Genomic DNA, 21,617 nt, shown 5'->3' on the forward strand with positions numbered 1-21,617 from the left:
CCGTCAGCGACGAAAGTCCCAGGTGGCGGGGACCTTCGCCTCGCCGCCCCCGCCGCCCGCCCGCCTCGCCGCCCTCCGTCCGGCCACCCCCGCCGGGTCCCCTTCTTCGCCGGGCTATCCCTGTCCGGTTCTTCGCCGGGCTATCCCTGCCCGGCGCGCACGACGCCGGACTCGTAGGCGTACCGGACGAGCTGGGCGCGGTCCCGCAGCGCGAGCTTGGCGAGCAGCCGGTTGACGTGGGTGCCGACCGTCGCCTCGCCGATGAACAGCGCCGCCGCCATCTCGGCATTGGACAGCCCGCGCGCGATGAGCCTCAGCACGTCCAGCTCACGGGGCGTGAGAACGTCCGCCGGCCGCGCCTTTGCCGCGTACCCGGCGCCGCCGGTGTCCGGCGCGTTCCCGGTGACCCCGGCGTATCCGGCGATCACCCGGGAGGTCACCGCCGGGTCCAGCAACGCCTCGCCACGCGCCGCCGCGCGGACGGCGGCGAACAGCTGCTCCGGCGGCGAGACCTTCAGCAGGAACCCGCTCACGCCGGCGGCGAGCGCGGCCCGCAGGTTCTCGTCGGTGTCGAACGTCGTCAGCATGATCACGCGCGGCGGCGTCGTGCCGGACAGGATGCGCCGGGCGGCGGCGAGCCCGTCCGCGCGCGGCATCGCGATGTCGAGCAGCACCACGTCCGGCCTGAGCCGCCGTGCCAGCTCGACGGCCTCGTCGCCGTCCCCGGCCTCCCCGACGACCTCCAGGTCGTCCTGGGTGGAAAGGACGAGCCGCAGGCCCGTGCGTACCATGGCCTGGTCGTCGGCGATCACGACCCGCACGCTCATCGCGCCCTCAGCGGCAGCACGGCGCGCACGCGGAACCCCTCGCCCGGGACGGGCCCGGCCGTGAACGTCCCCCGGAACAGCGCCACCCGCTCCCGCATGCCGATCAGCCCGTGTCCTCCGGGCATCGCGGCCGGCCGGGCGCGGTCCTCCGGCGGGCCCTCGTCGAGGATCTCCAGCGCCAGCTCGTGCGGGCGGTAGGCGATGGCGACCGTCGCCCTGGTCGGGCCCGCGTGCTTGAGGGTGTTGGTCAGGGACTCCTGGACGATGCGGTAGGCGGACAGGTCCAGTCCCGCCGGGAGCGGGACGGGGTCGCCCTCGGTGGCGACCGTCACGGTGAGGCCGGACGCCCGCATCTGTTCCACCAGGTCCGCGAGGCGGGCGAGGCTCGGCTGCGGGGTGAGCCCGTCGGTGTCGCGGGCGCGCAGCAGCCCGAGCATGCGATGGAGCTCCTCCACGGCGCCCCGGCCGGTCTCCTCGATGACCGCGAGCGTCTCGCACGCCTTGGGATGCGCCCCCTGGAGCGTCAGCCGCACGCCGCCGGCCTGCATGACCATCACGCTGACGCTATGGGCGATGATGTCGTGCAGTTCCAGGGCGATGCGGGCGCGCTCCTGGGCGACGGCCTCGCGGGCGAGCAGCTCGCTCTGGGCGGCCAGCAGCTCGCTGCGCTCGTCCGCGCGGACAGCGTGCAGGCGGTGGCGCCGCACGGCGACGCCGGCCCCGCCCGCGATGGCGGCCATGACCGCCGCGACCGCGTACTCGGCGACCTGGGCGGTCTCCGACATCGCGAGGCCGGTGAGGAAGAAGAGCGCCATCACCACGCTGAGGACGCCTCGGACCGAGCCCAGCGGCACCCGCGTGAGCAGGGTGAACAGGAAGAGCAGCTGGGTGTACCACTGCCAGGCGCCCGGAGCCTGGTGGCCGGCGAGAAACGCGATCACGTTCACCGCGGTGAACACGCTCATCACCCCGAAGGGAACGGACCGCCGCAAAAGGACCAGCACCGCGGTCGCCGCCGCCCCGGCGACCCACAACGCCGGGCTCGGGCGCGCCGGCAGGCCACTGCCGCCGCTGAGCTCCTCGGCGACCGCGAACGTGCCGAACGCGAGCGCGATCAGGACGTCGACGGCGCCGAGCTGACCGGCGAGCCGCGACAGGCCCGCACGAGGCGACATGGCCGCGAGCCGGGGAGACCGGGAGGTGGGCGGGCTCGGGACACCGGGGTCGCCGGAGGCGGCGAGCGGGGCGCGGCGGAACATGGGCAGAGCGTAAAGGCCGGGGCCGTGAAAGGCATCCCCCCGGCATCCGACTTCGCCTCCCCCGCGCGGCGGATCCCGGTTCAAGGCCTGCCTTGACGACGGGGAGCAGCGTCCGCTCCTAGCGTTCGGCGCCATGATGACCGACGCGAACTCCTTCCGCCGCCGCGCCGCCGGCGTGGCCCTCATTCTGGCTCCCGCCCTGCTCCTGCTGTCCATGATCATCGACCCGACCGGCGAGAGCGGCCAGGCCGAGGGCCTGGCCTACGCGGCCCATCCCGGCGCCATGAGCGTGGCCGCCACGCTGCTCCACTACTGCTGGGTCCTGCTGGTCCCCGGCGTCCTCGGCATGCTGCACCTGGTCAGGCGGCGCGGCGTCGTCCTCGCGCACGTCGCCGGCGTGCTCTCCGTCCTCGGGCTGGTCAACTTGTCGGGGCTGATGCTGGTGGACTTCTTCGAGTCGGCCGCCTACCTGCGGCTCCCGCCCGAGCAGGCGGCCGCTTTGATCGACGCGGCCGGGATGCCGGCCGTGATCGCCGGGTGGCAGCTGCCCGGGATGGCGGGCTCGCTGCTCGGGCTGGTCCTCGCCGCCTTCGCCGTCGTGCGCGCCGGCAAGGCGGGCTGGTGGCTGCCCGCCGGAACGATCACCGGGCTCGCCGGCTTCGTGGCCGGGGCCCAGAGCGCGAACCTCATACCGGCCCTCGCGGGCCCGGCCGTCCTGGTCGCGACCTTCGGCGCGATGGGCCTGTCGCTGATCCGCATGAGCGACGAGGAGTGGGCCTCCCACCCCGCCGCCTCGCCCTCCGCCTCCGCGGTCCCGGCGCTCTGAGTCATGCCGCTCGACGGCATCCGCCGCAAGGATGACGTGGTCCTCCCCGCTTCGACCTTCCCGGCATCGACCCCGACTCGATCGAGGTGACCGTCGACCGCGGCGTGCTCACCGCGACACCAAGGCGATCCGCGCCTGACCCGGCACACGAGAGACGATGCGGGCCCGGTGCCGCCCGAGGCGGCGCCGGCCCGCTTCGGCTCCCTCCTCCGCGGCTAGGCCCAGGGGCGGAAGACCGCGCGCACGCAGCCGTCCTTCTTGTTCTTGAACATGTCGTAGCCCCTCGGCGCCTGGTCGAGCGGCATCGTGTGCGTCGCCAGGTGGGCGGTGCGCAGTTCTCCCCGGGCGACCAGGTCGAGCAGCTTCGGGATGTACCGCTGCCCGTGCTGCTGGGCGGACCTGACGGTGAGCCCCTTGTTCATCATCGCGCCGAGCGGGAACTTGTCCACCAGGCCTGCGAAGACGCCGAGGATGAAGACCGACCCGGCCTTGCGGCACGCGTAGATGGCCTCCCGCACCGCGATCGGGCGGTCGAGCGTCATGCCGAGCCGCTGCTTGGCCTTGTCGTAGAGGTGTCGCCGCCCGGCGCCTTCGGCCTCCAGGCCCACCGCCTCGATGCAGACGTCCGGCCCCCTGCCGCCGGTCCGCTCCTTGAGCTCCTCGATGATGTCGGTGCGGGTGTAGTCGAGCGTCTCGCACCCGACGTAGCGCTCGGTCATCGCCAGGCGTTCGGGGTAGCGGTCGATGGAGATCACCCGCTCGGCGCCCAGGAGCATCGCCGCGCGCGCCGCCATCTGCCCGACGGCGCCGCACCCCCACACGGCGACCACGTCACCGGGCCTGACCCCGGCGAGGTCGGCCCCCATCCATCCGGTGGGCGCGGAGTCGGAGGTGAACAGCGCGTCCATGTCGTCGACGCCGTCGGGCACGTGGAAGGCGCCGTAGTCCACGAAGGGGACCCGGATGTACTGGGCGTGGCTGCCCTTGTACCCGCCCGTCACGTGCGAGTAGCCGTAGATCCCGCCGATGGGCTGGCCGTAGAGCATGTCCGCGAACGCGGGCTTGGTGTTGGAGTTGTCGCAGGCGGACCACAGGTCGTTCTCGCAGTACCAGCAGCGCCCGCAGCCGATGATGGAGGCAACGACCACGCGGTCGCCCACCTTGTGCCTGCGCACCTCCGTGCCGACCTCGACGATCTCGCCGAGGAACTCGTGGCCGATGACGTCGCCCGCGCGCATGGCCGGGATGTAACCGCCCAGCAGGTGCAGGTCGGATCCGCAGGTGGTGGTGAGCTTGACCTTGACGATGGCGTCCTGGGCGTTGAGGATCCGAGGGTCGGGGACGTGCTCCACCGACAACTCGTTCACGCCCTGCCAGCAGAGTGCCTTCACAGCCGTCCCTCCCCGCCCGCGCGCTGCGCCGCGAGATCCAGAATCCTTCCCGCGGGAGTGGGCCGCGTCGTCGGCGGCTCGTCCGGCCGCAGCACCTCCCCGGTCTCGATCAGGCACTTGGACTCCCGCAGGGCCCTGCGCACCGCCTGGCGCGGATCCTCGTCGCCGAGACGGGCGAGGACCCCGGTGACCCCGGCGGGCACCGGCGTGATCGGCCGGGCGCCGAGCTCGGTGCCCCGGTCGCCGGGCGCCTCGCGCACCTGCACCTCGATCGCGTCGCCGAGCCTCGCCAGCGGCTCGGGCAGCCGCCCGTCGGGCACCACCTCCTCGGGCCGGCGGTTGATGGTGACCATCAGCCAGCGGCTCGCCGCCTGCCGCGTCCGGACCTTGGTGCGGCGCGACGAGAGCCAACGCATCACGCCCAGACCGATGCCCCCGAGCGTCAGTCCGCCCAGAACAGCACGTTTCATTGCCCTCTCCCCCTTGATGGACAACTGCTCGAATGGCTACCCATTCCCACCCACGGCTACCTCGGGCCCACGACCACTTGAGGAGGAGTTGACGGCCGCCTGATCGCGTCGTGGCCACCGGAGGGGCCGGGATGGCCGTCCTCGCCCGGCACCGTGACGGGCGGACACGCCGCTCGCTCCTATCCCTTACAGGAGCCAGAAAGTCACGACATACCGCCATAGGACGCTTACCCAAGGTCACAAAATGGCTCCCGGGATTCCCGCCCGGCACGGCCCGGAGGGCCGCCAATACGGCCGGCGCGGGCATTGCGTTATCGGGATCGTATGTAACGCCGTGGTTTGGGCAGGGGACGGCGGTGGCGAATGACCGCATGCGGCCAGGGACGCGCGGGGGCCGGGATTGTCCTCACCCCGGGAAATGCCCGGGCAATCCTCGCCGCCCGTGGCCATTACAAAGCCGGCCGGCGGGACGGGGCCCGGTTCGGCGGTGCCGGCACATGACCAGGCCGGCCGCCTCGGCCGCGGAGAGGATCCAAGATAGTGGCGCGGTATCGCCCGCGCGGCAAGTCACAGGCCGGCCGGATGAGTTCGGATTGCCGTGGACGCCGGTCGGCGGCATACCTGCCACCGGGACGCCGGAAGACTCAGGGGTCGCTTGCGAAGCGGTGATGGCGTCGTCTCGCACCTGTTATGCGCGGAAAGCCGCCCCGATGACGGGTGTGCGGCAGGCACGTGTTTTCCCAGGAACTCTCCAGGTCGGCCGTTGGCACGGGTAACACGATGGCATGGTAAGGAATAGTGCTCATAGTGACATACTTGCTGAAGTGAGCACTACTTCGCGGGAATCACGAACCGCGAACCGGCGGCCGCGAACGCCGAGGACCTGCAGGCCAGACCCATCGCCTGCGGGCGACATCGATCGGGCTGGGGCCGTCCTCCCCACTCGGACGGCCTTTGCCCGGTGCGAGCACGGCCGCCACAAAGGCGGTCCGCGTGAGACGATCCAGGCGGCGGATCTCGTGCTCGTCGGGCGACTAATCCGGGCGCGACGGGTTAATCATTCACTGTGCCGCTTCGTACTGGGCCACGATGTGCGAGGCGATGCGGCCCCGCTCGCTGACGTTCAGCCCATGCGCCTTGGCCCAAGCGCGGATCTCCGAGCTTTTGTCGCGAGAGGGACGCTGGGAGCCGCCGCGCTTGCGACCCCGGGCAGGGACGCCCTCGGCCCGGCGCGCGCTGGAGACGAAAGGCGAAAGAGCCTCGCGGAGATTCCTGGCGTTTTTGTCGTTCAGATCGATCTCGTAGCTGGTGCCGTCAATCGCGAAGACCACGGTCTCTTTTGCTTCGCCGCCTTCCAGATCGTCGATGAGAAGCGTCTGGATCTGTGTCGCCATCTCCCACTCCTTTCACAGGGCTTAGTTTGACACCTCAAGAATATACCCGGTTTCCGTCGCTTCCCACGCGGAGAACAGGGCGATGCATTGGCGGTCCCTTGGTGTAACTTAGCCGTTTCCGGCCGCCGCCTCCGTTTATCGGAGCGCCGGTCGGCCGGTCATCTGGCCCCACGGTCGCACGCTGAGCCACAAACTGGTGTCAGCACCACCTAAAAGGGCGATCGCGGATAGTGTCGGCTACAGATTCACCAGGGTGGCGACGGCCTTCTCGCGGTGCGGCGCGACGCCGGAACGCCGCACCCGCCCCTCCCCGCTGCGGCCACGGGCGGCGCCGGTGGTACCCCGGGCCCGTACAGTTGCCTCATGGGCATGGTCAAGACCGTAGGCCTGGTACTGCATCCGAAACGCGACTCCAAGCAGGCCATCGACACGATCGTCGAGTGGGCCCGCACCAGGAACGTCACGGTGCTCGGCCTGCCGGACGAGGTGGACCGCATCGACTGCAGCGCCGTGCGCGTCGACGCGGCCACCCTGGTGGACCGCGCCGACCTGCTGGTCAGCCTCGGCGGCGACGGCACGATGCTGCGCACCATGCGGCTGGTCTGCGGGCGTTCCACCCCGGTCCTCGGCGTGAATCTCGGCAAGCTCGGGTTCCTCGCCGAGATCGACGTCGACGAACTGCCGCCGGCGCTGTCGGCCATCGACAACCACGACTTCACCGTCGAGCCCCGTATGGCGGTCCGCGCGTCGCTGCCGGCCGGCCCGGCCGTCACCGCGTTCAACGACATCGCCCTCGTGCGGATCCCCGGCGACCGGCTCTCCGCGGTGGCGATCTCGGTGGAGGGCCACCCGTTCGTCCGCTACGCCTCCGACGCGGTCATCGTGGCGACGCCCACCGGGTCGACCGCCTACAACTTCTCCGCCGGGGGACCGATCGTCTCCCCCCTGGTCGAAGGGTTCCTCGTGGTGCCCGCGGCCGCGCACTCCTCGTTCAACCGGGCCCTGGTGCTGTCGGCCGACGAGGAGGTCACCCTGGAGCTGCTGCCGACCAGCGGGCAACTGGCCGTCGAGGTGGACGGCTCGATCGGCGGGCGGCTGTCCCCCGGCGACCGGGTCACCGTGACGGCGGTGCGCGCCGCCGGCCAGGTCGTCCGGCTCGGGACCACCACGTTCTACGAGCGGGCCCGGCGCAAGCTGCGGGTCAGCGGCAGCGCCGAGGTCGACTGACGGCGATGGCGGACAGGGGCGCCTCCCGCCGGAGTGCGCCCGCCGGCCGGCGGGCGCGCCGCAGGTCCGTCACCCGCCGCCGCTAGTACGCCGTGTGGTCACTGATGTCGATCTTCGACCGGTCGGGCAGGAGGGCGGCGGAAAGCTCGCTGCTGGGGAGCACCTTCTCCTCCTGACGAAGCAGGGATGGTGACTGCGATCTTCACTCGCTGACAGCGCGGCCGGCGTTCGCGCCTTCGCGCGACGGTCGTAAGGTCGGACCCATGGAACGGCTAGGCGCTGCGTGGTCCACCTTGGGGGTGATCTCCGCCGGCGGGGTGATCGGGACCCTCGCCCGGTACGGGCTGAGCACGGCCTTCCCCCATCCGCCGGGGAGCTTCCCGTGGGCCACGTTCGTGACGAACGTCACCGGCTGCCTGCTGATCGGGGTGCTCATGACCATGATCAGCGAGGTGGGCCAGGTCCACCGGCTGCTCCGCCCCTTCCTCGGGGTCGGCGTCCTCGGTGGGTTCACCACCTTCTCCGGCTACGTCATCGACATCGGCCGCGCCGCCGCGGCCGGGGCGCTCGGCACCGCGCTCGCCTACCTGGCCGGCACGGTGATCTGCGCGGTGCCCGCCGTGTACGCCGGGGCCGTCGCGGCCCGCGCGACGCTCCGCCTCCTGCGGAAGGGACGGTCATAGTGAAGATCGAAGGCCCCGCCGTACGGCTGTCCGTCTTCATCGGAGAGTCCGACCAGTGGCACCACCGGCCGCTCTATCACGAGATCGTGCGCCGGGCCCACGAGGCGGGGCTGGCCGGGGCGAGCGTGATCCGCGGCATCGAGGGCTACGGGGCCTCCTCGCGCATCCACACCACCCGCATCCTGTCGCTGTCCGAGGACCTCCCCGTAGTGATCATCATCGTGGACGCCGAGGAGCGGATCCGCGCCTTCCTCCCCCGGCTCGACGAGCTGGTCACCGAGGGGCTGGTCGTCCTGGACCCGGTGGAAGTGATCCGCTACGCGGGGCGGCAGGGCGAGGCGGCTCCATGATCTTGCTGCTCGTCGCCGCCGGAGCCGCCGTCGGCGCGCCCTTGCGCTACCTCACCGATCGCGCCGTCCAGAGCAGGTACGAGACGACCTTCCCCTGGGGCACCCTCATCGTGAACGTCGCCGGGTCGGCGCTGCTGGGCTTCCTCGCCGCGCTCCCCGCCGGCGAGGGGATGATGGCGCTACTGGGCAGCGGCTTCTGCGGCGCGCTCAGCACGTACTCGACGTTCGGCTACGAGACGCTGCGCCTGATCCAGACGGGGGCCAGGCTGGTCGCCGTCCTCAACGTCGTCGCCGGCATCGCGGCCGGTCTCGCCGCCGCCGGCTGCGGCGCGCTCCTCGCCCACCTCGTGGCAGGGTGAGGTCAGCGGTCCGGGGCCAGCGCCCGCTTGAGTGCCGCCACCCGGTCCGCCGCGGCCCTGCGGCTCAGCTCGGCGTCCGGCACCATGGCGTCGAACCCGTGGAACGCCCCCGGGTACAGGTGGAACTCGGTCGACACCCCCGCCTGGACGAGCCGCCGGGCGTGGTGCAGGCACTCGTCGCGGAAGATCTCGAGCTCGCCGACGTCGATGTAGGCCGGCGGCAGCCCCCTGAGGTCGGCCGCCCTGGCCGGCGCGGCGTACGGCGACACCCCGTCGGTGCCGGCCGCCGTCCCGAGCAGGGCCGTCCACCCGAAGGCGTTGGCGGCGCGGTTCCACGTCAGCGCCTCCTCGAACTCCCGGCTGGAGGGGGTGATGCCGCGATCGTCCAGCATCGGGGACAGCAGCAGCTGGAAGGCGACCGCCGGGGTTCCCCGGTCGCGCGCCAGCAGGACGGTGCCCGCCGCGAGCCCGCCCCCCGCGCTCGCGCCGCCCACGACGATGCGGTCGGGGTCGGCGCCGAGCTCGCCGGCGTTCTTGGCCGTCCACACCAGGCCCGCGTAGCAGTCCTCGACGGGAGCCGGATGCGGGTGCTCAGGGGCCAGGCGGTACTCGACCGAGACGGCCACGCATCCGGCGTCCCGGACGAAGGACGCCATCCGGGCGTCGTCCATCTCCACCATGCCGAGGATCATCCCGCCGCCGTGGATCCAGTACAGGCAGGGCGACTGGCCACGTGCCGCCGGCGGCCGGTAGATCCGCAGCCTGATGTCGGGCTCGCCGTCCGGCCCTGGCACCTGCCGGTCCTCGATCTCCACGGCCGGCCCGGCGGGCGGCGGCATGGCCGCGAACCCCGCGGCCATCCTGCGGCGCAGTTCGGGCAGGTCCTGCGGTGACAGGCGGGCGAAGTCGATGGGCGGGATGAAGGCCCGTTCGAGCCCTGCGGCCAGTTCGGGGTCCAAGTTGGGGTGAAGCGGCATGTCATTCACCTCGTGCGGTCTGTCGTGGCGGGCGCGGCGGAAGCCGGTGGCGATGCCGGGGGGCACACCACGAGCCTCCGCCGGACCCCACGCCCCCACAACCGCGACATGCGTGGATGACCTGCTCTTTCCCTCCCGTTCGGCACTCCGAGGTCAGTGGTGCCGGCGCGTCGTCCGGCGGGCGGTGCGGGTGGTCGCGCGCGAGGTCCTGGCCGCGGACCTCGTACGCGTGCCGCGCCGTTCGGCCCAGTTGAGCAGGCCCGCTCCGACCATGGTGGCCGCGCCGATCGCGATGACCACGGCGGGGCGGCGCCTCGCCTGCGTGGACACCTGTCCGGCGACGTCCTTGAGCCGCACCGGGACCGCCTCGCGGGTCGTTCCGGCCTTCTCCGTGGCGGTCCTGGCCGAGTGCGAGGCGACGCCGCGCAGCCGGTCGGCCACGCCGGCGGCCTTCTCCCTGGCGGCGGCCTTCGTGTCCGCCATCTTCTGCTGCGCCCTGGACTTCACGTCCACCTTGTGCGCCAGCGCCTCCACCGTGCGCCCGAGCTCCTCGCGGGTGCGGACGATGTCGTCGCGCAGCCGGTCGGCCTCGGAGCCGCGCTTCCCGTCGTGCCGGCCGCGCGGCGGGGCCTTCTGCGACTCCGCCACCGTGTGGACGGAGGGCGGTTCCGCGGCGGCCTGGACGGTGGTCGTCTCGGACAGACCGGCGAGAGGATCGCCCCTGCCGTGGCTCACCACGGGTTTGACGTACGGCTTCGGAGGCACGTGGACCTCCGGGACGTTGAGCGAGGGGCCGGCGGACTCGGGCGTCGCGGTGCCCGGCTCCTGCCTGTGCAGGCCCACCTCACCTGCGGTCGGGCGCTCCGGGGCGCCGATCGGGTCGGTCTCTGTCATCGAATCTCCTTGAGCGTGGCCGCGGGGAGGAGGTCAACGATGTGCGCTCTCCTTCACGGCATCGACATCGGCCTTGATGTTGCGGATGGCCTCCTCGGGAAGCGGCGGCGTGGCCCTGGCCACCTGCCGCTTGCCGACGAGGGCGAGCACCGCGGCGACGATCAGCAGCACCACCCCCACGATCAGGGCGGCGATCCACGGCGTGAGCACCTGTGCCACCAGCAGGATCAGCGCCGCGACCAGCGCGCCGCCGCCGTAGAGGGCGATCACTCCCGCGCCGCCGAACAGCCCGGCCCCGAGGCCGGCCTTGCGGCCCTTGCGGGTGAGCTCGAGGGTGGCCAGCCGGATCTCGTCCTTCACCAGCCGGGACACGTCCTCGGACAGGTGCTTGACCAGCTCGGCGGTCGAGAGGGAGGCGTACGGCTTGGTGACGGGCGGGGCTTCCTTCAGGTCGGTCATCGCTTTACCCCTTTCCTTCCCCGGCGCCGGCGGGCGGCACCGGCCGGAATCGGCTGTGAACGGCGGAGCAGGGCGACCACCGCGCGCTCCACGCCACCGTGCGTGGCGAGCTGCCCGAAGCCGGCGTCGGCGCCGAGCTCGACTAGCGCCCTTTCGATCGTGCGGCCCTTGTCGAACGCGTCGATCACCCGCGGATCCACGTAGGACGTCCGGGCGACGGCCGGGGTGTTGCCGAGGTAGTCGGCGACCTCCTTCATGACGCGGCTCACCGCCCGCTTCCTGCCGGTCCTGTTACGGGCCCGGGAGGAGACCGCGAGGCCCACCGCGGCGAGGACGGTGGCGTGCCAGGTGCGGAAGTCCTTGGCCGTCGCCTCGAAGTCCATGACGTCGCGCAGGTAGGCGTTGATGTCCTCGCTGCGCACGTCCACCCACACAGATCCCTCCTGGTAGCGCAGCAGCTCGCCTCCGTCCGCGTGGCGGTGGAGCGCGGAGACGACCTCGCAGACCTGCTCGTCGATCAGGCTCACCTCGCGCATCTTGCCGCCCTTCGCGGGGTAGGCGCACGTGATCACCCCCTTGCCGCAGGTCACGTGCTCGGTGCGCAGGGTGGCCAGCCCGTAGGACTCGTACGCCTCTCCCCCGACCCGGAAGAATCCGATGTCGAGCATCCGGGCCGCGGCGGCCAGCACGCGGTCACGGGTGAGACACCGCTGCTCGAGGTCCTTCGCGACGCGTTCACGGAACGCCGGGAGCCGCTGCGCCATGTCGCACACCCTGTCGAACTTCGCGACGTCCTGCTCTTCCCGCCACACGTCGTGGTAGCGGTACTGGCGCCGTCCGGCCGTGTCGGTGCCGACGGCCTGGATGTGGCCGTCGCCGGACCGGCAGATCCACACGTCGGTCCAGGCGGGCGGGATAGCGAGGTCTTTGATCCTGGTGAGTACGCGGCGGTTCTTCACCGGCCGTCCGTCGGGCCAGTGATAACCGAACCCGCGTCCCCGGCGCCTGCGGCGGATGCCCGGCTCGGCGGGATTGCTCTCTCGAAGCTCCACGACGACCCCATACCCGTGCTGAGGGCGGCAAACGGCCAGGCCACCGTGGCCGGCGCCCGTCCGCTGGACGGGGCCGCGAAGTGGGTGTGGCGGGCAGGCCGCCACACCCGGCCGGCCGCTCCTCTACTGCCTTATCGGCATCTTCCGGTTTCCCACCGCCATGGCCCCCAACCCGAGGAGCAGGATGACCAGGCCCGTGATGACGTTGTTCCAGATCGAACCGGTCGTATGCGACCGGATGATCCACGGGGACAGGATCGTCCATACTCCGAGGATCGGCGCGATCCAGGTCAGCCCGTAGGTACGGCCGAACGCCGACGCGAAACCAAGGGCCAGGGCGGCCAGCGCCAGCCCGGTGACCATGTTGCTCACCGCGAGCCGGGACAGGCCGTTGAACCCCACCACCCACGGCGATATCGCCAGGTAGAGCCCTGCCAGGAGCGTGAGCCCGTCTATCACCTGTGCCACCGTGCTGGAACTCGCCCGTTCGTACTTGGCTCGCATCGCGACGATGTCGGGGTGCGCTTCCAGGCCGGTCGGTCTAGTCATGACCTCACCGCCTTCCGTTTTCCTTCGCGGAACGGATCAATTTCGCCATACCCCTGCCGGGGAGCCGGGTCACGGTGGGCAGGGCAAATATTTCGGATGTTCAGCACCGATCATCCACTTACCGGACGTATCTGGATATATCAGGACATGCTGACCTCGGCGCAACGGCCGACCCATACCCCCGAGCGCCGGCCGCCGACCCCCAGCGCGACGCCGGTGACCCCGATGCCCGCGAGGGACACAAGGCGCGCGGCGAAGACGTAGCGGAAGTCGCGGCTGGTACGCAGCGGCGAGATGTCGATGGCGAACCGGCCCGGACTCATGCGCCGGAGGGGCGGTCTCCCAGAGCCTCACCCGCAACCCGCTGGGCAGTCCCGACATCGTCGGCCTGGACCGCGGAGCGGCCACCGGCGCGCTGGTCGCCCTCCTGGTCCTCGGCGGCGGGACGGCCGCGATCGCGGGCGCGAGGTTCCGGTCCCCTGCTGGTCACCATTTGGTGCGCCACTGCATGGGCGGCGAGCCGCGCCCGCCGAGGACCGGCGGCGAGAAGCGCGTCAGGTCGGGTTCGGCCGAGCCGGGGGCGCGGGCGGAGCCGTCGGCCACCAGGGCTCCGAGCAGGCCGAGGGCGTACTCCGAGGCGCTGCCGGGGTCGGCCTGGAAGATGAGGAGTTGCTGGCCGGGCGCGCTGTTCACGGTGAACGACTCGTAGGAGAGGTCCAGGTCGCCGACGTCGGGGTGGTGGAAACGCTTGCGTTCCCTGGTCTTGGCGCCCACGTCGTGGCGTGCCCACAGCCGGCGGAACTCCTCGCTGTGGGCGGAGAGCTCCTCGACCAGCGAGGGCAGGTAGGGGTCGTCGGGGTCGGTCGCCGCGGAGCGCAGGTGCGCCGTCTTGTCGCGCGCGATCTTCTCCCAGTCGGGGTACAGGTCGCGCGCCCCCGGGTCGAGGAAGGTCATCCGGATCAGGTTGTCGCGGTTGGCCAGCCCCGCGTAGAGGGCGTCGGCCAGCCGGTTGGTGGCGAGCACGTCCATGTACCGCCCGTGGACGACCGCCGGTGTCGCCTCCCAGCCCATCAGGAGCCGCAGCAGGTTGGGGCTGACCCGCTCGGCGCGGCCGTCCGTCAGGCGGCGGCGTGGCCGGGGATGGGCGAGTTCGTACAGGTGCTCGGTGGCGTCGGCGTCGAGGTCCAGGACGCGCGCCAGGGCGTCCAGCACCTGCTCGGAGGGACGGCGCTCGCGCCCCTGCTCCAGGCGGACGTAGTAGTCGGTGCTGACACCGGCCAGCATCGCGACCTCTTCGCGGCGCAGCCCGGGCGTCCTGCGCCGGCCGCCCCCGGTCAGCCCCACCATCTTCAGATCCGTGGACTCACGCCGAGCGCGGAGGAAGTCTCCCAGGAGACGGTCACGTTATGACATAAATGGGCGGTTAGGGGGGGACTATTACACCCAGCTTAAATACTCCCGGGTAGAGCGCGTCCTGGCAGGTCAGAGGCATATGGCAACGATCCCCCGCGCGCCGGCAGGCGCGCGCCGAGAGAAGAGAAGATCATGCAGATGTACCTGTACGGCTCCGCGGCGGCGAGATCGACGACGACGAGTACCGCCGCAACCGCGAAGCCCTGCGAGGCATCCCGCGGCCGACGGCCGTGGCCACGCCATGCGCCGGGTCCTCCGGGAAGGGCGTCCGGTAGACGTCCATGACGACGCGACCGCCTGCGGGCGCCCGAAGGCCGGCCGCGCCGCCGTCACAGCTCGCCGAGGATCCGCCTCAGGGTCCTGGCGGTCGCGGCGGGCGGCTCGGCCTCGACGCTCAGGCGGTTCATGACGTCCCAGTAATGCTGGATCTCAGCGGGTTTGTCCGGGTAGAGGGCCGTGATGAGCTGCTCGAGATAGACCACGTCCGGCAGCGCGCCGGCCGGCAGGCGCAGAATCGCGATCGGCCCGCCGCCCGCCGAGTGCCCGCCGAAGCTGAGCGGCATCACCTGGACGGTGACGTTGGGAAGCTCGCCGATCTCCAGCAGATGCTCGACCTGGGCGCGCATCGTCCCCGGCCCGCCGACCGGGCGCCGGAGCGCCGCCTCGTCGATGACGGCCCACAACTTCACGGCGTCCGGCCCGCTGAGGATGCGCTGACGCCTCATCCGCAGGCGCACGCGGCGCTCGACCTCGGCTTCGGTGACGTCGAGCCCGAGCCGGATGACGGCGCGCGCGTAGTCCTCGGTCTGCAGCAGGCCGGGGACGAACTGCACCTCCCAGGTGCGGATGACGGCGGCGGCCTGCTCGAGCCCGATATAGGCCTCGAACCAGGAGGGCACCACATCGCTGTAGGCGTGCCACCAGCCAGGGGTGTTGGCCTGCTCGGCCATGGCCAGCAGGGTCTGGCGCTCGGCGTCGCCCGTCACGCCGTAAAGGGTCAGCAGGTCGGCCACGTCGCGTGGCTTGAAGCCGGTGCGCCCGAGCTCCAGGCGGCTGATCTTGGTGTCCGACGCCCGGATGGCGTAGCCCGCCTTCGCCCGGCTGATCTCCGCGGCCTCGCGCAGGCGGCGCAGCTCGGAGCCCACGAGCATCCGGAACACCGTGGGACCCGCCTCCCGCTGGTCCAGAATGTGATCGTCCTCTAGGTCACCCCAGGCCTGAGAAGTGCTCATGTTCCCTCTCCGCTAGACCACCGGCTCCCGAGCATTCCCCAGCCTCTCATTTCACCGGCGTCTCGAGGGACGATATCCGATGGGCGGCTCCACGCGAAGACGTCGCCGGCCCGCCGTAGCCCGGCCGCCGCGGCCGACGGCCTTCCCGGCCACGCCGCATATGCGGGTAGATCAGGGTCGTCTCAAACTACTCGTGCCCGAGCGCTTCCTGGATCTCGCGCGGCTTCGCCCCAGCCTCCTCGGCGAGCGTCGCCCAGGTGTGCCGCAGCCCGTGCGGCGTCACCTTCGACTCGATGCCCGCCTGCCGAGCGATCCGCGCGACCAGCTCCCACGCCCTGCCCCGCGGCAACGCCTGGCCACCGGACGTCGTGAACAGCGGCCCGCGAAGGTCCCGCAGCTCCACTCCGGCCCGCGCCGCCCTGTCCGCCAGGTACTGGTCCAGGGCGTACGTCGTCTCCACCGGCAACCGGCGGACCAGCTTCTTGTCGCCCTTCAACCTGACGCGCAACGTCCGATACCCGCGGCTGTAGCCCAGGTCGTCGATCTGCGCGTTAACGGCCTCGGTCACCCGGATCCCCAGCTGCAGCAGCCGGATCAGCGCCGCCGTGCGCAGCCGCGCCGGCCCGTGGTCGGCGTCGGCCGCCTCGATGAGCGCGTGAGCTTCGGCTCGGGTGAGCGCCACCGTCTCCGGCTGCTTACGCGCGACCTTCGGCCGGTCCGCCTCCGCGAACGGGTTCCGCGTCGCGGCGTCGTTCTTGATGAGGTACCGGTACCAGGCCGACGCCACCGACATCCGCCGCGCGACCGTCCGCTTCGTCGGCGGCTTCTCGTCGTCCTCGGCGGCCTGTTCGACCATCCACCGGGCGTACAGCTCGGCATGCCGGACCTTCATCTCCAGCGGATCAAGGCGCGTCCGCGCGCAGTAGGTGAACCACAGCCGGATGTCGCGCCGGTAGGCGTCGCGGGTGTGCGGCGACTTGCGGGACGCCAGCCACATCGCGGTGATCTCCATGACGATGGGCGGCAGGTCGAGCAGGAGCGCGACGTCGCCTCCCGGGCGGACCGCGACCTCGACGGTCACCCGTCTGCCTCGCCGGCGCCGGGCCTGATGATCAACGTTATCGGGTCGTGGCCTCGTAGTCAGCGCTGTGCGTATCGAGCGCCTGCCGGAAGACGACTTCCGCCCGATAGTTGCCCTCGCGCTCCGGGTCCTCTTCGACGTCGGCGCTCATCACGTCGAGTTGCGCGTCCTTGCCGAAGAATCGCGTTGCCGCGAGCAGCGCCCGAGCCCGGATATCGGCGGGTGAGTGCCCTTCGACTCTTACCCGCAGATCGAGGCGGAAAAAGGGGTTGGCCATGGCGGGCCTTTCGCGAGGGTCTAAACGATCTCTCGTGAGAGTAACACGCGACCGTAACATAACGTGGATTATGTTACGGTCCTAGCGATCTTGGACACAAGATCAACCTGTATGCGATTCAACCTTCCGCTCCAGCAGCAGACAACGCGAACTCCACCAGTTGCTCACGCGGAAGGGCGGGCCGTGGAGCCGCGGATGACCAGGGAGACCGGCAGCAGGAGCGAATGGGACTGGCGCTCGGGGCCCTCGATGCAGTCGAGCAGCATGCGGGCGGCCTCGGCTCCGATGTCGCCGTGCGGCACGCCGACGGTCGTCAAGGGAGGGCGCAGCTTGTCCAGGAAGGGCATGTCGTTGAAGCCGACGACGCTGATGTCCTCCGGGCAGGAGATGCCTCGCTCCGCGAAGACGTCGTAGCAGCCGAGCGCGATGAGGTCGTTGCCGGCGACGACCGCGGTGAACGGGGTCCCGCGGTCGAGCAACCCGCGCATGGCGTCGGCGCCGTCGGCCTCGTTCCAGTACGCGCACTCGGCGATGAGGGCCGGGTCGTCCTCCAGTTCGTGGTCGCGGATGGCGTGCCGGAACGCCCGTGCCCGCACCACTCCGGAGGAGGTGTTCCGCGGTCCGGCGAGATGGGCGATCCGCGTGTGGCCGAGGCCGGCGAGATGGCGCACGGCCAGCGCGATCCCGCCGGCGTCGTCGGCGGTGACGAAGGGGATCTGGAGGTCCTCGACGCGGCGGTTGACCAGGACCATCTTGACGCCCTGCTCGTGCAGGCTCCCGAGCAGAGGATGGTCCAGCCGTGCCGTGGCGATGATGAGGCCTTCGACATGACGCGAGCGCAGCGAGTCGATGCGGGTGCGCTCGCGCTCGCGGTCGTTGTCGGTGTTGACGATCCAGGCGCTGTAGCCGGCCACCTCCAGAACGTTCTCGATGCCGCGGACGATCGGGGGGAACAGCGGGTTCGTCAGGTCGGGGACGACCACCCCGACCGTGCTCGACTTCGAGGTCTTCAGGCTCCGGGCGATCGGGTTCGGCTGGTACCCCAGGGTCTTGGCGGCCTTCATCACGCGCCGCGCCGTGTCGGCGCTGACGAGCCGCCGCGTCTTGGGGTTGAGCGCCCGCGACGCCGTGGCGGCGTGCACCCCGGCGGCTTCGGCGACGTCACGCAGCGTGGGCGGCTGCTGCGCGGAGGTACGCCTGACGGTTCCCTCCTGCGAGGGAACGGGAGGCTGGTCGGGTCTCAACGGCCTGGCTCTCCTTCAGGTCGGATCCAGCGCGTGCGTCCCAGGGTGGCGAACAGGCCGAGCGGAATCGCCAGCACGGTCGCCCAGCCGAAGATCTCAGCGTACCTGTGGCTCTCCGCGAGCCCTCCGACGAGAACGGCGGCGACGGCGCTGCCGAGGAACAGCGCCCCGGCGAAGGCGGAGACCACGGTGGCCCGCGCCGACGGCAGCACCTCGGTGGCCCACGTCTGCAGCGACGAGTGCATCGAGGCCCAGGCCAGTCCGAGGAGCCCGGCGGCGGCCAGCGCCACGCCGGGCGCGCGCGACAGGGCCGTAAGCCCGCACGCCACCGCGGCCGCGACGGCGCCGAGCGCGATGAGCCTCGACGCGTGCATGCGCTGCGACAGCGCCCCGACGACCCTGGCGAATCCCAGGACCGCGACGCCGTACACGGCGGTGACCGCTCCGGCGACGGACGTGCTGGCGCCGGAGGCCTCGACGGCCGCGGGGAGCAGGGTCAGCACACCGAGCAGCACCGCTCCCTCGGTGAAGGCCAGGGCCAGCACCAGCCTGGTCGGCCCGGAGCGGACGACGTCCAGCAGCGGGGCGAGGACGCTCGTGTGCGCTCGCGCGCGCGGCGGCCGGGGGAGGCGGCCGAGCGCGACGGCGAGCACGACCGCGGCGAGGCCGGTCAGGAGGAACGCGGCCCGCCAGCTGGCGAACTGGGCCAGCACCCCCGCCCCGATCGAGGCCAGCGCGGTGCCGAGCGCGACGCCGACCATGAGAGCGGTCACCTCCCGCTGCCGCAGGTGGGCCGGCACCGTGTCGCCGACGTAGATGAGGGCCGCCGGGATGGCGGCGCCGAAACACGCCCCGGCCAGCCCGCGGGCGATGCCGAGGCCGAGGGTCGTCTGGGTGAACGCCGCGGCTATCGTGCTCACCGCCGAGAGCGACAGCGCCATCCGCATGGTCGTCACCAGCCCGACCCGGTCGGAGATCATCCCCCATACCGGCTGCATGAGCCCGTACGCGAGGAAGTACGCCCCGGCCGCGTTGACCATCGCGGAGAGCGGCGCCCCGAGTTCGTGCGCTATCGCGATCAGCATCGGCGGCATCGCGAACCGGTCCAGGGTGCTGACGAACGTGATCAGCTGCAACAGCCGGGGTGCCCGTCCCGGCGCGGCGGCCGCGGTCATCGCCCGGCCGCCCCGGGCGGGTCGAGCAGGCCGCGAGACGGTTCGAGCGCGGTCGCGAGCACGTCGGCGCCGCCGGCCGTCGCCGGCACGTACCTGCGCCGGAGGCCGACGACCGTCTCCATCGCCTGGAGGTCGACGACCCCGTCCGCGACGAGGCCTTCCTCGGGATCCTTCAGCCGCTGGAGGTACCGGCGGGCCAGGGTCTCGGGGAGGCCGAGCGCCGCGGCCGCCTCCTCGACGGCGACGCGGTCGGCGTTCCCGGCCGTGATCTCGCGGGCGGCGTCGCGAAGGGCGCCGGCGAGTGCCTCGACGAGGGCCCTCCGCCGGTCGCCGACCGTGCTCAGCACCGTTCCGAGGTAGGGGCGGCACACGTCGACGAGCCTGACGAGGCGTGCCGACCCGGCGTCCTCCGCCCGCAGTTCGTTGCCCGCGTTCAGCATCGTCGCGTCGCAGTCCCCGGCCATCAGCGCCTCGAGGCGGCGAGGCGTGGAGCCGAGGGGGACGACGCGGTAGTCGGCGCGGTCCAGTCCCAGGGACGCGAGCAGTGCGTAGAGCGCGAGGGCGAAGCCAGAGCCGGGCACGTCGACGCCGATGACCGCGCCCTTCAGCCGGTCCGCGGTGGTGATCCCGGGCCGGGCGTACAGGCCGAGCCCGAGGCCGCGGTCGATCGCCGCGACGATGCGCACGTCCGCCGTCTCCCCCAGCGGGTTGCCGGGGTCGAAACGGTAGGCGACGACGTTGTCCGGGCTGGTGAGCGCCGCGTCGAGGTCGCCGTCGAGGAGTGCGCGGAACTGCGCGGGCGAGGAGGGGACGGGCTGCTCCAGCACGTCCAGACCCCGGTCGCCGAGCAGGCCGAGACGCCGGCTGACGCGCAGCAGCACCGAAGGGCTGAAGGCGCCGACCACGAGTTGCCCTCTCACCTGTCGTGACTCTCCTTCTTCGATGGCTTGTATGGATCCGCCACATGATAGCCGCACTCGTTTGCACCCCCGCGCCGACGGCGGTCTCCCCTCTTGACAGTCACACGATCAAACCTCATGCTGCTGGCCATCGCAATCGTTTGCGGTTAAATCGATGCGGCAAAGCTCACAAGGAGGGCTCATGACCGCTTCATCCCCCGGGCAATCCGAGATACTCGCCGAGTCGGCACCCAGGGTTACGCGCCGGCGTGGTCGAGGCTGGAGGACCGCGGCGGTGGCCGTCGTGGCGGTCTGCGCCGCGACCGCCCTGTCCGCCTGTGGCCAGCGGCCCTCCGAGATCGCCAAGTCCGACACCGGCAAGCCGATCGTCGTCGGCATCTCCCTGCCCTTGACCGGAGACTTCGCGCAGCCGGGCACCGAGGCCAAGCGGGGCTACGAGGTGTGGCGCGACATGGTCAACGCCAAGGGCGGCATCCTGGGCCGTCAGGTGCAGCTCAAGATCACCGATGACGCGAGCAACCAGGACACCGTGGTCGCCGACTACACCAAGCTGATCACGCAGGACAAGGTCGACCTGCTGCTCGGCACGTTCTCCTCGCTGCTGAACTACCCCGCCTCGGCCGTGGCCGAGAAGAACGGCATGGTCTTCGTCGAGCCCGCCGGCGGCGCGCCCAAGATGTTCGAGCGCGGCTTCAAGTACCTCTTCTTCGCGCAGCCGGCGACCGCCCCGCACCAGGCCGACGTCTTCATCGACTGGATCAAGTCGCTGCCCGAGGCCGACCGCCCGAAGACGGCGGCCTACCCGAGCCAGGACGACCCGTTCGCCCACCCCGTGGTGGAGTCGATGCAGAAACAGCTGGAGGCCCTGGGCGTCCAGACCGTCTACAGCTCCCTCTACCCCGCCGACACGACGAACTTCCAGTCCGTCGCGAGCACGCTGGCCAGCAAGAAACCCGACCTGATCGCGCAGGGCGCCGTGTTCGAGGACGGCGTCGGGCTGGTCCGCGCGCTGAAGCAGCTCGACTACTCCCCCAAGATCCTCTTCCAGACCTCCGCGCCCAGCAACGCCGGCCAGTACAGCGACGGCATCGGCCCGGCGAACACCGAGGGCGTCTTCTACACCGTCAGCTGGAACGAGAAGGCGTCGACCCCGCTCAACGCCGAGTTCGTCGCCGGATACAAGAAGGCCTACAGCGCCGACCCCGCCGAGGACGCGGCCGACGCGTTCGCCGCCGCGCAGGTGCTGCAGGCCGCGGCCGAGAAGGTCGGCTCCATCGACCAGGACAAGATCCGGGACTGGCTGCACGCCAACACGGTGGACACGATCCTCGGTCCGCTGAGCTGGGAGGCGACCGGTGAGCCGAAGGGCCGGTTCCTGCTCGCCCAGTGGCAGTCCGGCAAGGTCGAGGTGGTCGGGCCCGCCGACGTGGCGACGACCAAGAACGTCGTCAACCCCAAGCCCGGGTGGAAATAACCGTCAACGACCGCCGATGCCGCCGGGCCCGTCCGGCGGCATCGTGGGCAGGAGCCCGCGCCCGCACCAGGATCGGGGCCGACG

24 protein-coding genes and 1 pseudogene are annotated in these 21,617 nt (G+C 71.5%); 7 read left to right on the top strand and 18 right to left on the bottom strand.

Features of this window, described 5'->3' with window-relative positions; genetic code table 11:
• Nucleotides 1-140 precede the first annotated feature (140 nt).
• Both MYF83_RS10880 and MYF83_RS10885 read right to left on the bottom strand, forming a co-directional pair.
• Nucleotides 141-827: a response regulator gene (locus MYF83_RS10880; RefSeq protein ID WP_248960123.1), complete on the bottom strand. Its 687-nt coding sequence runs from the start codon at nt 825-827 to the stop codon at nt 141-143.
• Nucleotides 824-2,086, bottom strand: a complete 1,263-nt coding sequence (locus MYF83_RS10885; protein WP_248960124.1) for a sensor histidine kinase — start codon at nt 2,084-2,086, stop codon at nt 824-826. The genes MYF83_RS10880 and MYF83_RS10885 overlap by 4 nt, the downstream gene beginning before the upstream one ends.
• 133 nt (nt 2,087-2,219) lie before the next feature.
• On the opposite strand from MYF83_RS10885, the gene MYF83_RS10890 reads away from it, so the two are divergent.
• Nucleotides 2,220-2,912 carry a hypothetical protein gene (locus MYF83_RS10890; RefSeq protein ID WP_248960125.1) on the top strand — a complete coding sequence of 231 codons (693 nt, stop codon included), beginning with the start codon at nt 2,220-2,222 and terminating at the stop codon, nt 2,910-2,912.
• Between the two features lie 215 nt (nt 2,913-3,127).
• Here MYF83_RS10890 and MYF83_RS43675 read toward each other — a convergent pair whose 3' ends face one another.
• The 3 genes from MYF83_RS43675 to MYF83_RS10905 all read right to left on the bottom strand — a co-directional run bounded on the left by MYF83_RS43675 (nt 3,128) and on the right by MYF83_RS10905 (nt 6,167).
• Nucleotides 3,128-4,303 carry a zinc-dependent alcohol dehydrogenase gene (locus MYF83_RS43675; protein WP_248960126.1) on the bottom strand — a complete coding sequence of 392 codons (1,176 nt, stop codon included), beginning with the start codon at nt 4,301-4,303 and terminating at the stop codon, nt 3,128-3,130.
• Nucleotides 4,300-4,773, bottom strand: a complete 474-nt coding sequence (locus MYF83_RS10900) for a hypothetical protein (protein WP_248960127.1) — start codon at nt 4,771-4,773, stop codon at nt 4,300-4,302. Before MYF83_RS10900 ends, MYF83_RS43675 begins: the two co-directional genes overlap by 4 nt.
• Before the next feature lie 1,061 nt (nt 4,774-5,834).
• Entirely contained in the window at nt 5,835-6,167 is a 333-nt protein-coding gene (locus tag MYF83_RS10905) for a histone-like nucleoid-structuring protein Lsr2 (protein WP_248960128.1), read from the bottom strand.
• 363 nt (nt 6,168-6,530) lie between these two features.
• Between MYF83_RS10905 and MYF83_RS10910 the strand changes: the two genes are divergently transcribed.
• The 4 genes from MYF83_RS10910 to MYF83_RS10925 all read left to right on the top strand — a co-directional run bounded on the left by MYF83_RS10910 (nt 6,531) and on the right by MYF83_RS10925 (nt 8,786).
• Nucleotides 6,531-7,394, top strand: a complete 864-nt coding sequence (locus MYF83_RS10910; RefSeq protein ID WP_248960129.1) for an NAD(+)/NADH kinase — start codon at nt 6,531-6,533, stop codon at nt 7,392-7,394.
• Between the two features lie 263 nt (nt 7,395-7,657).
• The gene (locus MYF83_RS10915; protein WP_248960130.1) at nt 7,658-8,077 is read left to right on the top strand and encodes a fluoride efflux transporter FluC; all 420 of its coding nucleotides are present in this window, start codon (nt 7,658-7,660) and stop codon (nt 8,075-8,077) included.
• Nucleotides 8,077-8,427 (top strand): DUF190 domain-containing protein, encoded by a 351-nt coding sequence (locus tag MYF83_RS10920; RefSeq protein ID WP_248960131.1) that lies wholly within the window; start codon nt 8,077-8,079, stop codon nt 8,425-8,427. The genes MYF83_RS10915 and MYF83_RS10920 overlap by 1 nt, the downstream gene beginning before the upstream one ends.
• Nucleotides 8,424-8,786 carry a fluoride efflux transporter FluC gene (locus tag MYF83_RS10925; protein ID WP_248960132.1) on the top strand — a complete coding sequence of 121 codons (363 nt, stop codon included), beginning with the start codon at nt 8,424-8,426 and terminating at the stop codon, nt 8,784-8,786. The genes MYF83_RS10920 and MYF83_RS10925 overlap by 4 nt, the downstream gene beginning before the upstream one ends.
• Nucleotides 8,787-8,788: 2 nt before the next feature.
• On the opposite strand, the gene MYF83_RS10930 is transcribed toward MYF83_RS10925, so the two are convergent.
• The 6 genes from MYF83_RS10930 to MYF83_RS10955 all read right to left on the bottom strand — a co-directional run bounded on the left by MYF83_RS10930 (nt 8,789) and on the right by MYF83_RS10955 (nt 13,040).
• Nucleotides 8,789-9,763 carry an alpha/beta hydrolase gene (locus MYF83_RS10930; protein ID WP_248960133.1) on the bottom strand — a complete coding sequence of 325 codons (975 nt, stop codon included), beginning with the start codon at nt 9,761-9,763 and terminating at the stop codon, nt 8,789-8,791.
• A 153-nt stretch (nt 9,764-9,916) separates the two neighbouring features.
• A complete protein-coding gene (locus tag MYF83_RS10935; protein WP_248960134.1) occupies nt 9,917-10,657 on the bottom strand; it encodes a DUF3618 domain-containing protein in 741 nt (246 codons plus the stop codon).
• Between the two features lie 33 nt (nt 10,658-10,690).
• On the bottom strand, nt 10,691-11,116 hold the full coding sequence (locus tag MYF83_RS10940; RefSeq protein WP_248960135.1) for a phage holin family protein: 426 nt from the start codon (nt 11,114-11,116) through the stop codon (nt 10,691-10,693).
• Nucleotides 11,113-12,168: a DNA topoisomerase IB gene (locus MYF83_RS10945; protein WP_248960136.1), complete on the bottom strand. Its 1,056-nt coding sequence runs from the start codon at nt 12,166-12,168 to the stop codon at nt 11,113-11,115. Before MYF83_RS10945 ends, MYF83_RS10940 begins: the two co-directional genes overlap by 4 nt.
• A 123-nt stretch (nt 12,169-12,291) precedes the next feature.
• Nucleotides 12,292-12,717 (bottom strand): SPW repeat protein, encoded by a 426-nt coding sequence (locus tag MYF83_RS10950; protein ID WP_248960137.1) that lies wholly within the window; start codon nt 12,715-12,717, stop codon nt 12,292-12,294.
• A gap of 140 nt (nt 12,718-12,857) precedes the next feature.
• Complete coding sequence (locus tag MYF83_RS10955; RefSeq protein ID WP_248960138.1) at nt 12,858-13,040, bottom strand: hypothetical protein; 183 nt, start codon at nt 13,038-13,040, stop codon at nt 12,858-12,860.
• A 17-nt stretch (nt 13,041-13,057) separates the two neighbouring features.
• On the opposite strand from MYF83_RS10955, the pseudogene MYF83_RS10960 reads away from it, so the two are divergent.
• Nucleotides 13,058-13,147 (top strand): annotated as a pseudogene (locus MYF83_RS10960) (iron chelate uptake ABC transporter family permease subunit); the annotation flags it as partial.
• A 56-nt stretch (nt 13,148-13,203) separates the two neighbouring features.
• Here MYF83_RS10960 and MYF83_RS10965 read toward each other — a convergent pair.
• The 7 genes from MYF83_RS10965 to MYF83_RS10995 all read right to left on the bottom strand — a co-directional run bounded on the left by MYF83_RS10965 (nt 13,204) and on the right by MYF83_RS10995 (nt 20,059).
• Nucleotides 13,204-14,109 (bottom strand): helix-turn-helix transcriptional regulator, encoded by a 906-nt coding sequence (locus tag MYF83_RS10965; RefSeq protein ID WP_279339401.1) that lies wholly within the window; start codon nt 14,107-14,109, stop codon nt 13,204-13,206.
• A gap of 350 nt (nt 14,110-14,459) precedes the next feature.
• Nucleotides 14,460-15,362: a Sco1979 family transcriptional regulator gene (locus MYF83_RS10970; protein WP_248960140.1), complete on the bottom strand. Its 903-nt coding sequence runs from the start codon at nt 15,360-15,362 to the stop codon at nt 14,460-14,462.
• Between the two features lie 187 nt (nt 15,363-15,549).
• On the bottom strand, nt 15,550-16,443 hold the full coding sequence (locus tag MYF83_RS10975) for a tyrosine-type recombinase/integrase (protein WP_248960141.1): 894 nt from the start codon (nt 16,441-16,443) through the stop codon (nt 15,550-15,552).
• A 37-nt stretch (nt 16,444-16,480) separates the two neighbouring features.
• Nucleotides 16,481-16,720, bottom strand: a complete 240-nt coding sequence (locus tag MYF83_RS10980) for a hypothetical protein (protein WP_248960142.1) — start codon at nt 16,718-16,720, stop codon at nt 16,481-16,483.
• Between the two features lie 164 nt (nt 16,721-16,884).
• Nucleotides 16,885-17,964 carry a LacI family DNA-binding transcriptional regulator gene (locus MYF83_RS10985; protein ID WP_248960143.1) on the bottom strand — a complete coding sequence of 360 codons (1,080 nt, stop codon included), beginning with the start codon at nt 17,962-17,964 and terminating at the stop codon, nt 16,885-16,887.
• Nucleotides 17,961-19,139: an MFS transporter gene (locus MYF83_RS10990; RefSeq protein WP_248960144.1), complete on the bottom strand. Its 1,179-nt coding sequence runs from the start codon at nt 19,137-19,139 to the stop codon at nt 17,961-17,963. The genes MYF83_RS10985 and MYF83_RS10990 overlap by 4 nt, the downstream gene beginning before the upstream one ends.
• Complete coding sequence (locus MYF83_RS10995; protein ID WP_248960145.1) at nt 19,136-20,059, bottom strand: ABC transporter substrate-binding protein; 924 nt, start codon at nt 20,057-20,059, stop codon at nt 19,136-19,138. Before MYF83_RS10995 ends, MYF83_RS10990 begins: the two co-directional genes overlap by 4 nt.
• 274 nt (nt 20,060-20,333) lie before the next feature.
• On the opposite strand from MYF83_RS10995, the gene MYF83_RS11000 reads away from it, so the two are divergent.
• On the top strand, nt 20,334-21,533 hold the full coding sequence (locus MYF83_RS11000) for an amino acid ABC transporter substrate-binding protein (protein ID WP_248960146.1): 1,200 nt from the start codon (nt 20,334-20,336) through the stop codon (nt 21,531-21,533).
• Nucleotides 21,534-21,617 lie beyond the last annotated feature (84 nt).

The organism is Sphaerisporangium perillae, assembly GCF_023276435.1.
Lineage (GTDB): Bacteria > Actinomycetota > Actinomycetes > Streptosporangiales > Streptosporangiaceae > Sphaerisporangium > Sphaerisporangium perillae.

Coding starts and splice junctions, on each gene's coding strand:
- MYF83_RS10910 (WP_248960129.1), top strand. CDS start 6,531: ATGGGCATGGTCAAGACCGTAGGCCTGGTACTGCATCCGAAACGCGAC.
- MYF83_RS10980 (WP_248960142.1), bottom strand. CDS start 16,720: ATGGCCAACCCCTTTTTCCGCCTCGATCTGCGGGTAAGAGTCGAAGGG.
- MYF83_RS10880 (WP_248960123.1), bottom strand. CDS start 827: ATGAGCGTGCGGGTCGTGATCGCCGACGACCAGGCCATGGTACGCACG.
- MYF83_RS10930 (WP_248960133.1), bottom strand. CDS start 9,763: ATGCCGCTTCACCCCAACTTGGACCCCGAACTGGCCGCAGGGCTCGAA.
- MYF83_RS10900 (WP_248960127.1), bottom strand. CDS start 4,773: ATGAAACGTGCTGTTCTGGGCGGACTGACGCTCGGGGGCATCGGTCTG.
- MYF83_RS10990 (WP_248960144.1), bottom strand. CDS start 19,139: ATGACCGCGGCCGCCGCGCCGGGACGGGCACCCCGGCTGTTGCAGCTG.
- MYF83_RS10955 (WP_248960138.1), bottom strand. CDS start 13,040: ATGAGTCCGGGCCGGTTCGCCATCGACATCTCGCCGCTGCGTACCAGC.
- MYF83_RS10905 (WP_248960128.1), bottom strand. CDS start 6,167: ATGGCGACACAGATCCAGACGCTTCTCATCGACGATCTGGAAGGCGGC.
- MYF83_RS10915 (WP_248960130.1), top strand. CDS start 7,658: ATGGAACGGCTAGGCGCTGCGTGGTCCACCTTGGGGGTGATCTCCGCC.
- MYF83_RS10935 (WP_248960134.1), bottom strand. CDS start 10,657: ATGACAGAGACCGACCCGATCGGCGCCCCGGAGCGCCCGACCGCAGGT.
- MYF83_RS10940 (WP_248960135.1), bottom strand. CDS start 11,116: ATGACCGACCTGAAGGAAGCCCCGCCCGTCACCAAGCCGTACGCCTCC.
- MYF83_RS10885 (WP_248960124.1), bottom strand. CDS start 2,086: ATGTTCCGCCGCGCCCCGCTCGCCGCCTCCGGCGACCCCGGTGTCCCG.
- MYF83_RS10925 (WP_248960132.1), top strand. CDS start 8,424: ATGATCTTGCTGCTCGTCGCCGCCGGAGCCGCCGTCGGCGCGCCCTTG.
- MYF83_RS10890 (WP_248960125.1), top strand. CDS start 2,220: ATGATGACCGACGCGAACTCCTTCCGCCGCCGCGCCGCCGGCGTGGCC.
- MYF83_RS10950 (WP_248960137.1), bottom strand. CDS start 12,717: ATGACTAGACCGACCGGCCTGGAAGCGCACCCCGACATCGTCGCGATG.
- MYF83_RS10970 (WP_248960140.1), bottom strand. CDS start 15,362: ATGAGCACTTCTCAGGCCTGGGGTGACCTAGAGGACGATCACATTCTG.